The organism is Cyanobium sp. LEGE 06143 (assembly GCF_015207535.1).
Lineage (GTDB): Bacteria > Cyanobacteriota > Cyanobacteriia > PCC-6307 > Cyanobiaceae > NIES-981.
The window spans coordinates 1-9864 of record NZ_JADEWP010000087.1 but is presented as its reverse complement, the minus strand read 5'-3'; the positions used below and the strand labels follow the sequence as shown (position 1 = coordinate 9864).

Annotated in this window: 9 protein-coding genes; all 9 read left to right on the top strand. The window is 69.4% G+C overall.

The window, feature by feature from the left end:
* Positions 1-2264: RNB domain-containing ribonuclease (locus tag IQ216_RS07645; RefSeq protein WP_193815012.1), on the top strand; the 2264-nt coding region annotated here is incomplete at its 5' end.
* A 4-nt stretch (positions 2265-2268) separates the two neighbouring features.
* The gene (locus IQ216_RS07640) at positions 2269-2925 is read left to right on the top strand and encodes a flavin prenyltransferase UbiX (protein ID WP_193815011.1); all 657 of its coding nucleotides are present in this window, start codon (positions 2269-2271) and stop codon (positions 2923-2925) included.
* Between the two features lie 3 nt (positions 2926-2928).
* Complete coding sequence (locus IQ216_RS07635) at positions 2929-3528, top strand: LapA family protein (RefSeq protein WP_193815010.1); 600 nt, start codon at positions 2929-2931, stop codon at positions 3526-3528.
* 90 nt (positions 3529-3618) lie between these two features.
* Positions 3619-4077 (top strand): DUF2996 domain-containing protein, encoded by a 459-nt coding sequence (locus IQ216_RS07630; RefSeq protein WP_186699340.1) that lies wholly within the window; start codon positions 3619-3621, stop codon positions 4075-4077.
* Positions 4078-4197: 120 nt separating this feature from the next.
* Positions 4198-5301, top strand: coding sequence for a magnesium-protoporphyrin IX monomethyl ester (oxidative) cyclase (gene acsF / locus IQ216_RS07625; RefSeq protein WP_186699337.1), 1104 nt, complete (start codon positions 4198-4200; stop codon positions 5299-5301).
* A gap of 81 nt (positions 5302-5382) precedes the next feature.
* Complete coding sequence (locus IQ216_RS07620) at positions 5383-6825, top strand: TldD/PmbA family protein (RefSeq protein ID WP_193815009.1); 1443 nt, start codon at positions 5383-5385, stop codon at positions 6823-6825.
* A gap of 2 nt (positions 6826-6827) precedes the next feature.
* On the top strand, positions 6828-8189 hold the full coding sequence (locus IQ216_RS07615) for a TldD/PmbA family protein (protein ID WP_193815008.1): 1362 nt from the start codon (positions 6828-6830) through the stop codon (positions 8187-8189).
* 18 nt (positions 8190-8207) lie between these two features.
* Positions 8208-9281 (top strand): methionyl-tRNA formyltransferase, encoded by a 1074-nt coding sequence (gene fmt / locus IQ216_RS07610; RefSeq protein ID WP_193815007.1) that lies wholly within the window; start codon positions 8208-8210, stop codon positions 9279-9281.
* Between the two features lie 120 nt (positions 9282-9401).
* Positions 9402-9713, top strand: a complete 312-nt coding sequence (locus tag IQ216_RS07605; RefSeq protein WP_193815006.1) for a hypothetical protein — start codon at positions 9402-9404, stop codon at positions 9711-9713.
* Positions 9714-9864 lie beyond the last annotated feature (151 nt).

The window sequence follows — 9864 nt, the reverse complement described above, 5'->3', positions numbered from 1 at the left end:
CCCTCGGCCTGAGCAACTCCCGCGACAAAGCCATGCTGCTGATCGGCGTGGACGCCCTGGTGAAGCTGGGACTGCTGGAGCAGGCCGAGCAGGGGCTGCAGCGCTGCGACACCCCCGAGCTGATTCCAGCCCGGCTGCGCTGTTCCAGCAAGGGCTTCTGTTTTGCTCTGCGGGAGGACGGCGGCGAGGACATCTACATCCGTGACCACGAGCTCAACCACGCCTGGAACGGCGACCGGGTGCTGGTGCAGGTGACCCGCGAGGGCGGCAGGCGCCGCTCCCCGGAGGGGGGAGTGCGCTGCATCCTGGCCCGCCAGACCACTTCGATGCTGGCCCAGGTGGAGGAGCAGAACGAACGTCTGGTGGCCCTGCCCCTCGACGACCGCCTGCTCACCGCCGTCACCCTGCCGGCTGCCGATTCGAGCTATCTCGATCCCGAGCAGAATTCCGTGGTGGAGGTGGCGATTGATCGCTACCCCGTGGCGCAGTTCGCTCCCCAGGGCCACGTGGCCCGCCGCCTGCCGATCCGGGGCGGCGAGGCCGCCGACCTCGACCTGCTGCTCACCAAGCACCGGCTCAACAACCGCTCCACGGCGCCCCGCACGGCGCTGAAAAGTCTTGCCGCCAAGGAGCGTACCGATCTCACCAGCCAGCCCTGCCTGCTGATCAGTGGCTGGCAGGGACGCAACGCCCCCGAGCTGGCGGCCCTGGCCCTGGAGGAGCGGGAGGGGGGCTGGACCCTGTGGGTCCACAGCCCCGCCGTGGCTGAGCGGCTCAGCGCCAACGGCAGCCTCGACCTCTGGCTGCGCGAGCAGGCCGACGCCCTCTGCACCGGGCGCCAGTGGCTCCCCCTGCTCAGCCCCGGCCTGATCAAGGCCACGGCCTGGAAGCCGGGCGAGAGCCAGGCGGCGCTCTCGGTCGCCCTGGAGCTCAGCCCGGAAGGCGTGCTGGAGCACTACCGCTTCTGCCGAAGCCTGGTGAAGCCCGTCGCCACAGTGGGAGCCGAGGCCCTGGAAGCCCTGGCGGAGCGCAAGCCCAAAGCCCGCACCACCCCGGCGGCCCTCAAGCCAATCAAGGAGCAGCTGGGCCAGCTGGAGGCTCTGGTAGGGCTCACCACGCAGCTGCACCAGCGGCGTCTGGCCCAGGGCTCCATCGATCTCAGGCTGTCCATGCCCCTGATCGACAGCCTGGGCGACCTGGCCGTGCCGTCACCGGAAGGCGGCGGGCAGGGCTGGTTCGTGGAGCTGCCGGCCCATCACCCCACGGCGATCCTGCGGGAGGCCTTCCTGATGGCCGAGATGGCCCTTGGCGATCACCTCAGCGCCTTGAACCTCCCCGCCATCTATGCCCTGAACCCGCCTCCCGAGGCCGCCGATCTCAACGACGTGGCCCGGGCAGCCCTGGCTCTGGACATCCCCCTCGAACTCGGTGAGGAGGGCCACGCCAGTGGGGCCGAACTTGCGGCCGCCTTTGCTGCCACCGACCGCTGCCGTCCCCTGCAGCAGCAGCTTCGAGGCGTGCTCAAACCGGTGAGCCTCTCGGAGCAGCCCGGTCGGCATGCCGTGGCCGGACTCTCCGAGGAGGAACGCGATGGCAGGCCGGCGGCCCTGGCCCCCTGGTGCTGCCCCACCCTCCACTACGTCGACATCTGGAACCAGCAGCTGCTGACCCTGCTCCTCAGCGAAGGCAAGGACCGTCCCAGCGTGCGCCACAAGATCGGCGTAGACCTGGCCGCCGATTCCTGTCACGGCACGATCGACTGGTCGTTGCTGCCCAACAGCGCCATTGCTCCTTTCCAGCAGACCAGGGACCAGGGCCTGCTGCAGCGGCTCAACGGGCGTCGCCGTTTTCTGGTGGAGTTCGAGGCGGATCTGCTGGCCATGGCCCAGGCGCGCCAGGCCGAGCCCCTCGTCGGCCAGGTGCTGCCCGGGGTGATCAGCGGCGTGCAGAGCTATGGCTTCTTCGTGGAAGTGCCGCCCTCCCAGGTGGAGGGGTTGGTGCATGTGAGTTCGCTCAAGGACGACTGGTACGAGTACCGCTCCCGCCAGAACCGGCTGGTGGGGCGCAAGAACCGCCGCACCTACATGCTCGGCGACGCCGTGGAGGTGGAGATCCAGAAGGTGGATGCCCTGCGCCATCAGATCGATCTCGCCGTTCCCATGGCAGAGGGCGCCGATTCCGGCGAAGCAGCCAGCTCTGACACCGAGAGCGGGGATCCTGAGATCGACCCCTTCACCCCGGTCGCCGTGCTGAGCGAGGCCTGAACCGATGGATCCCGTCGTGCTGGCCGTTTCCGGGGCCTCCGCCCAGCCCCTGGCCCAGCGGGCTCTGCAGCTGCTGCTCCAGGCCGGTGAACGGGTCGAGATGGTCACCAGCCGCGGCGCCATCGGGGTGTGGCAGGCGGAGCTCGGCCTGCGGGTGCCGAGCGAACCGGAGGCTCAGGAGCAGTTCTGGCGCCAACAGACAGGCTGCCGGAGCGGCAGCCTGCGCTGCCACCGCTGGAACGACCAGGCCGCCGGCATCGCCAGCGGCAGTTACCGCACCAAGGGCATGGTGATCCTGCCGGCCTCCATGGGCACGGTGGGGCGGATCGCCTCAGGAGTGGCCCTCGATCTGGTGGAGCGGGCGGCCGATGTGCATCTCAAGGAGGGGCGGCCCCTGGTGATCTGTCCCCGGGAGACCCCCTGGAACCTGGTGCACCTGCGCAACCTCACCGCCCTCGCCGAGGCGGGCGCCAGGATCGCCCCACCCGTGCCGGCCTGGTACCAGCAGCCCAGCACGATTGAGGACATGGTGGATTTCTTGGTGATCCGGGTGTTTGACGTGCTCGGCTACGACCTGGGTGACCTGCAGCGATGGCAGGGCCCGGTCCGCGGGATGGGGCCGCTGGAGCCACGGCCCGAAGGGATTCCCACCCAGGTCTGAACCTTGACCCCCCTTCTGCGCCAGCTGCTGCTGCTTCCCCTGCTCGCGCCGTTGCTGGCAGCCCTGCTGATCGGCGCCTTCAACCCCAGGCCCGGCGTGGCGCTGCGCCTGCTGATCTGGACCTCGCCGGCCCTGCCGATCGGGGTATGGATCATGGTGGCGGCCACGGCCGGAGCCGGCCTCAGTGCCCTCGGCACCGGCCTGGCCCTGGCCGCCGGCCAGCAGCGACCCCTGCAGCGGCAGGTGCGGCAGCCTCTGGAACGGGAGAACGGCAGCCGCGGGCGCCCCTGGCCTGAGCCCGACGCAGGGGATGACGCCGGCCGGCCGGAGCCCTGGAGCACCCCCGCTCCTGCCCCACAGCCGCCTCTCGACACCCCAGTGGCGGGCCCGACCCGGGCAGCCGGTGAGGCCGTGCCCACCGTGGCCGTGCCCTTCCGGGTGATTCGCCGGGCCACCGCCGCAGCCCCTGCCAGGGCCAAAACCGCGGCCTCCCACGCAGCCCACGCAGCAGCGCAACACACGGCGCAGGCGGCCCCCAGGGCCAGCCAGCCGGCTGCGGCGTCTGGGGATGACTGGGGCAGCCCGCTCCAGAACGAGTGGTGATCGGCGAGGCGACCTGAGCGCCTTGATGCCGCTGAACTCGCCCTACAGTTCGTTCATTCCTCGTTGAGGCGTGAGTCGGTGCCTGAGTCGGTGAGTGACGCCAGCAATCCCAAGCCAAGCAGCGCTGCGGCTGCCGAAGCAGCCCCGGCAAAGCCCAAACCGGCCGCCAAGGCAGCCGCCAAGCCCCCCGCTCCCGAAGACCAGCCCTTCGGCTCGTTCGTGCCGAACCTCTTGATCCCGGCCCTGGAGAAGGAGATCCAGGCCTACGGGGGGCCGGCACCCCAGCTCTCCTTCCAGCAGGGGCCGATGCCGGTGGTCGGCATGGACTGCTCCATGGTGGTGGGCACGCTTCCTGGCCAGCGCCGCTTCTGGCTCTGCTTCACCAGTGAGAGCCTCACCGCGGCGAAGACCGTGATCGTGGCCGAGTCCGGCGCCGAACCCTCCCAGGTGGAGTCGTTTCTGATCGACGAGAAGAAAGTCACCCTGCCCCTGCTGGTGTCGCGCGTGGTGTCGCGCCTCAACGGTCAGAAGTGGCTCGGGCCCAACTGAGCGAGCCGAACGGTGGTGTCGATTCAGCCTTCCGGCTGACCTGACCGATCGGCGTTACATCCCCACCGCACCCTGGCCGAGGCCGCCTACGATGCCGCCACGCCCTGTGCCGCCCATCGAATGGTGCCTCCCACCGCCGTAGCCGACCCGAGCGCCACGCCAGGCGCCGCCATCGGCACCCCGGATGGCCCGGCCATCAAGGATCCCGCCAAGGACACGATCCTCACGCCCCGCTTCTACACCACAGACTTCGAGGCCATGGCGGCCATGGATCTGCGGCCGAACGAAGTGGAACTCGAGGCCATCTGCGAGGAGTTCCGCAAGGACTACAACCGGCACCACTTCGTGCGCAATGCCGAGTTCGATGGCGCGGCAGACAAGCTCGACCCCGAAACCCGCAAGGTGTTCGTGGAGTTCCTGGAGCAGAGCTGCACCTCGGAGTTTTCCGGCTTTCTGCTCTACAAGGAACTGAGCCGCCGCATCAAGCAGAAGAATCCCCTGCTGGCGGAGTGCTTTGCCCACATGGCCCGCGATGAAGCCCGCCATGCCGGCTTCCTCAACAAGGCCATGAGCGACTTCGGCCTCCAGCTCGACCTCGGCTTCCTCACGGCCAACAAGGCCTACACCTTCTTCAAGCCGAAATTCATCTTCTATGCCACCTACCTCAGCGAGAAGATCGGCTACTGGCGCTACATCGCCATTTACCGCCACCTGCAGGAAAACCCTGAAAGCAAGATCTTCCCGATCTTCAACTTCTTCGAAAACTGGTGCCAGGACGAAAACCGCCACGGCGATTTCTTTGATGCCCTGATGAAGGCCCAGCCTGACACCGTGCGTGGTCTGCAGGCAAGGCTCTGGTGCCGCTTCTTCCTGCTGGCGGTGTTCGCCACCATGTATGTGCGCGATGTGGCCCGCAAGGAGTTCTACGAAGCCCTGGGGCTCGATGCCCGCGCCTACGACAAGTACGTGATCGACAAGACCAACGAGACCTCCGCCCGGGTGTTCCCGGTGGTGCTCGACGTGCGCAATCCCCGCTTCTGGGTGCGGCTGGAGCGTCTTGTTGACAACAACGCCGCCCTCACCAAGGCCGACCAGAGCACTGCTCCGGCGCCCCTCAAGGCCCTGCGCAAGCTGCCCTACTGGATCGCCAACGGCGCCGAGATGGCCAAGCTGTTCCTGATGAAACCCATCCGCAGCGAAGCCTTCCAGCCGGCGGTGCGCTGAGCACGGCCTACCCCTGGTCCAGGCCCTGCGGCCCAGGGGTTTTTGCTACAACCGTGTTCCACGCCCACCCGAACGTTCCCCGTGGTTCTCTCCGCCGCAGCGCCGACCCTTGAGCTGTTCGACCAGAGTTGGCAAGCACGGCTGGAGTTGCTGCTCGCCACGGGTCGGGCCGCCGGAGCGGACCTGGTGGAGGTGTTCCTGGAGCGCACCGACCACCTGGGCCTGCTGGCCGAACAGGACACGATCACCAGTGTGAGTCCATCCTTCGGCATGGGGGCGGGCCTGAGGGTGTTCCGCGATCTGCGCGATGGCTTCGTGAGCACCAACGACCTCTCCGAGTGGGGGCTGCTGCAGGCCCTGGAGCAGGCACTGGGCATGCTCGGCCTGGAAGCTCCTGCCCAGAACAGCGGCGCCCTGCGGAGCGCCTTCGCCGGCCTGCCGGCCTTGAGAGATTTCGCCCAGACCAAACGCGACTGGCTGCAGCGCTGCCCCGTTCTGCAGGAGAGCAGCGACAAACTGCTGCAGGCCACCGCCAGGCTGGAGCAGCACGGACGCCACCTGCAGGCCCGCCGCAGCCAGTACGCCCGCGACTGGCAGGAGATCCTCGTGGCCGCTAGCGACGGCACCTTTGCCCGCGACATCCGGCTGCACCAGTCCGTGGGCCTGAACGTTCTCGCCGCCGACGGCGACCATCGCGCCGGCCTCGGCCGCCGCTACGGCACCTCAGGCCGGCCGGACGACCTGCGCCACTGGGACGTCGAGGCCAGCGCCGTGGACGTGTGCAACAGCGCCGCCACCATGCTCTACGCCGACTATGTGCAGGCGGGCCAGATGCCCGCCGTGCTGGCCAACCGCTTCGGCGGCGTGATCTTCCACGAGGCCTGCGGCCACCTGCTGGAAACCACCCAGGTGGAGCGCGGCACCACCCCCTTCGCCAAGAGCATCGGCGAGCCCATCGCCCACAGCGCCGTGACGGCCATCGATGAGGGCCTCAGCGACGGCGCCTTCGGCTCGCTCTGCATCGACGACGAGGGCATGGAGGCCCAGCGCACGGTGCTGATCGAGAACGGCGTGCTGCAGCGCTTCATCAGCGACCGGGCCGGCGAGATGCGCACCGGCCACCAGCGCACCGGCAGCGGCCGTCGCCAGAGCCACAGCTTTGCGGCCGCCAGCCGCATGCGCAACACCTACATCGCCCCGGGCCCCCACAGCCCCGAGGAGCTGATCGGTTCCGTCGACAAGGGCCTCTACTGCAAGTCGATGGGGGGCGGCAGCGTCGGCCCCACGGGCCAGTTCAACTTCGCGGTGGAGGAGGGCTATCTGATTGAGGCCGGCGCCCTGACCCGCCCGGTCAAGGGAGCCACCCTGATCGGCGAGGCCAAGGAGGTGATGCCCCGCATCTCGATGTGCGCCAACGACCTCGACCTGGCCGCCGGCTTCTGCGGCTCGGKGAGCGGCAGCATCTTCGTCACGGTGGGCCAGCCCCACATCAAGGTCGACTCGATCACCGTGGGGGGTCGCTGACCATGGCCACCCTGAACGCCACGACGCTGCAGCAGCGTCTCGCCGAACTGGCCCAGCGCCACGGCATCAGCCAGTGGGATCTGGGGGCCTCCTGCAGCACCGACACCTCGGTGCAGGTGGACCGGGGCGAGGCCAAGCAGATGAAGGGTGCCCAGCGCAGCGCCATCACCATCCGCGTCTGGAACGGCGATGGCCTGGTGGGAGTCACCAGCACCTCCGACCTCTCCGATGGTGGCCTCGACAAGGCGCTGGCCGGCGCCCAGGCGGCCAGCGCCTTCGGCAACGCCGCCGACACACCCGCCTTCTCTCCCCTGGCCACTGCCCCGCTGGCCACGCTGGAGCAGCCCAGGCACGCTCCCAAGCCGATCCTTGAGCTGCTCGGCACGCTCAAGCAGGCCGAGCACCAACTGCTGGAGCGGCATCCCGCCATTGCCACCGKCCCCKACAACGGCCTGGCCCAGCGCAGCAGTSAGCGCCTCTACCTCAACAGCGATGGCGCCTGCCGCCAGCAGCAGCTCACCACCGCCAGCCTCTACCTCTATGCCCGCGCCGAGGAAGCGGGCCGCAAACCCCGCAGTGCCGGCGCCATGCGCCTGGCCTATGGCGCCGGCACGCTGGACATCGACGGCTGTGTGCAGGAGGCCGCCGAGCGCACCATCAGCCACCTGGACTACGGGCCGATCGCCACGGGGCGCTACACCTGCGTGTTCAGTCCTGAGGCCTTTCTGGATCTGATCGGCGCCTTCAGCAGCCTGTTCAACGCCCGCGCCGTGCTGGATGGCGTCAGCCTCAGCAACCGCGACTCCCTCGGCCAGACCCTGGCCGTGCCCTTCCTCTCGATCCACGACAACGGCCTCCACCCCGGCAACATCGGCGCCGCCGCCTTCGATGGCGAGGGCACCCCGACCCGGCGGCTGGCCCTGGTGGAGGGCGGGGTGCTGCAGAACTTCCTGCACTCGGAAGCCACCGCCCGGGCCTTCGGCGCTCAACCCACCGGCCACGCCGGCATGGGCGCCAAGGTGTCGGTGGGGCCCGACTGGTTCGAAATCGGCGCCACTCCAGGCAGCGGCGGCGGCGCCCAGGGGCTGGATCGCCTGGCGGCCGACAAACCGCTGGTGTGGATCGATTCGCTCTCCGCTCTTCACGCCGGCGTCAAGGCCAGCCAGGGTTCCTTCTCCCTGCCCTTCGACGGCTGGCTGCTCCAGGGCGGCGAGCGGCGCTCGGTCGAGGCGGCCACCGTGGCGGGAGACATCCGCGAGCTGCTGCAGGCGGTGGTGGGATTCGAAGGCGAAGCCAAGCTGACCCCTGATGGCCTCTGTCCCCTGGTGTGGGTGGACGGCCTCTCGGTGACTGGCGAAGCCTGACCCCCGGCCCCCATCGCGATGCGACTGCTGTTCTGGGGCACACCCGCCTACGCCGTGCCCAGCCTTGAGGCCCTGGTGGCGGCCGGCCACAGCGTGGTGGGGGTGGTGAGCCAGCCCGATCGACGCCGCGGTCGCGGCCAGCAGCTGCTGCCCTCACCCGTGAAGCAAAGGGCCCTGGAGCTGGAGCTGCCGGTGATCACGCCGCAGCGGATTCGCCGCGACCCCGAGACCCAGGCCCAGCTGGCGGCCCTGGCTGCGGACCTCTCGGTGGTGGTGGCCTTCGGCCAGATCCTGCCGCCGGAAGTGCTCGCCCAGCCCCCTCTGGGCTGCTGGAACGGCCATGGCTCACTCCTGCCCCGCTGGCGCGGTGCAGGGCCGATTCAGTGGAGCCTGCTGGAGGGCGATGCCGAAACCGGGGTGGGCATCATGGCGATGGAGGCCGGCCTCGACACGGGCCCGGTGCTGCTGGAGCAGCGCCTGCCCATCGGCCTGCTGGAGAATGCCAGGCAGCTGGGCGAGAGGCTCTCCCGGCTCACCGCCGAGCTGCTGCTGGAGGCGCTGCCCCGCATTGCCGCCGCCGGCGAGGGCCCTGAAGTTGAGCGCTGGCGGCGGCTGGGCTTGCGCCCCCAGAGCCCGGAGGGCATGACCTACGCCCGCCTGTTGACCAAGGACGACTACCGCATCGCCTGGAGCGACTCGGCCCTGGCGATCCACCGCCGTGTCATGGGCCTCTACCCCGGCGCCCACACCTGCTGGCGGGGCCAAAGACTGAAGCTGCTCGCCACCGAACCCCTGGTGCAGCGCCTGGCGGGACAGCTGAGTGGCGAGGCGGCCGCCCTCTGTGGCCGATGGCCAGCCGCTGCTGACCCACCAGCCACGCCCTCGCCGCAGCCCGGCACCGTGCTGGCCGTCGAGCCCGGCCTGGGGCTGGTGGTGGCCAGTGGGGGCTGCCCCGTGCTGGTGCGCGAGGGTCAGCTGGAGGGCAAGCGGGCCTGCTCCGGCCAGGCTCTGATCCAGCAGCTCAGCGCCCTTCCGGGCGAGGCCCTGGGGGCGGTTGCGGGTGAGCCTGCAGCAACGGCGACCCCGGCCTGACAGCTGCACCGCCGCCGCCGCCGGCCGTTCTCAATACGTTCTGTGTAGTTAGGGTTCGCACACAGCAGGTGGCAATCCCGGGGCGTTAGAGCTGAGGGGTCTGGTCTTGAGGCAGGTGCCATGGCCAACGGTTTCCCTTCCAAGTCCCACGCCGAGGGCAGCCCCGCTGGCCAGGCGGATGTGGCTGCAACCGTGCTGTCACCCCTGAAGCAGGCGATCGCGGCCGGCGGGGCTGGGATCACCCAGGGCTCCCTCACCTATGTGGCCGAGGCCAGCCCCGATTGCCAGATCTTTCGCGATCTGGCCAGGGGCTACCTGGTGTGCCACCGGGACCTGCCAGGCGGCCTGAAGCGTGTGGCCACCCTGGCCTGTGCCTACAGCCTCTGCCATGACATCGAGCACCCGTCTGACCTGAATAGCGCTTTCGGCTAACGGCCAGCTAGCTGTTGCTGCGCCGATAGAGGCCGTGCAGCCCCTCCAGCTGATTGTGCACCGACCGCAGCTGGTCACGGATGTGGGCGCTGTTCTCGATGCGCCCAAGGGCCAGCAGCATCGACTCGATCTGACTCTTGCAGTCGATCAG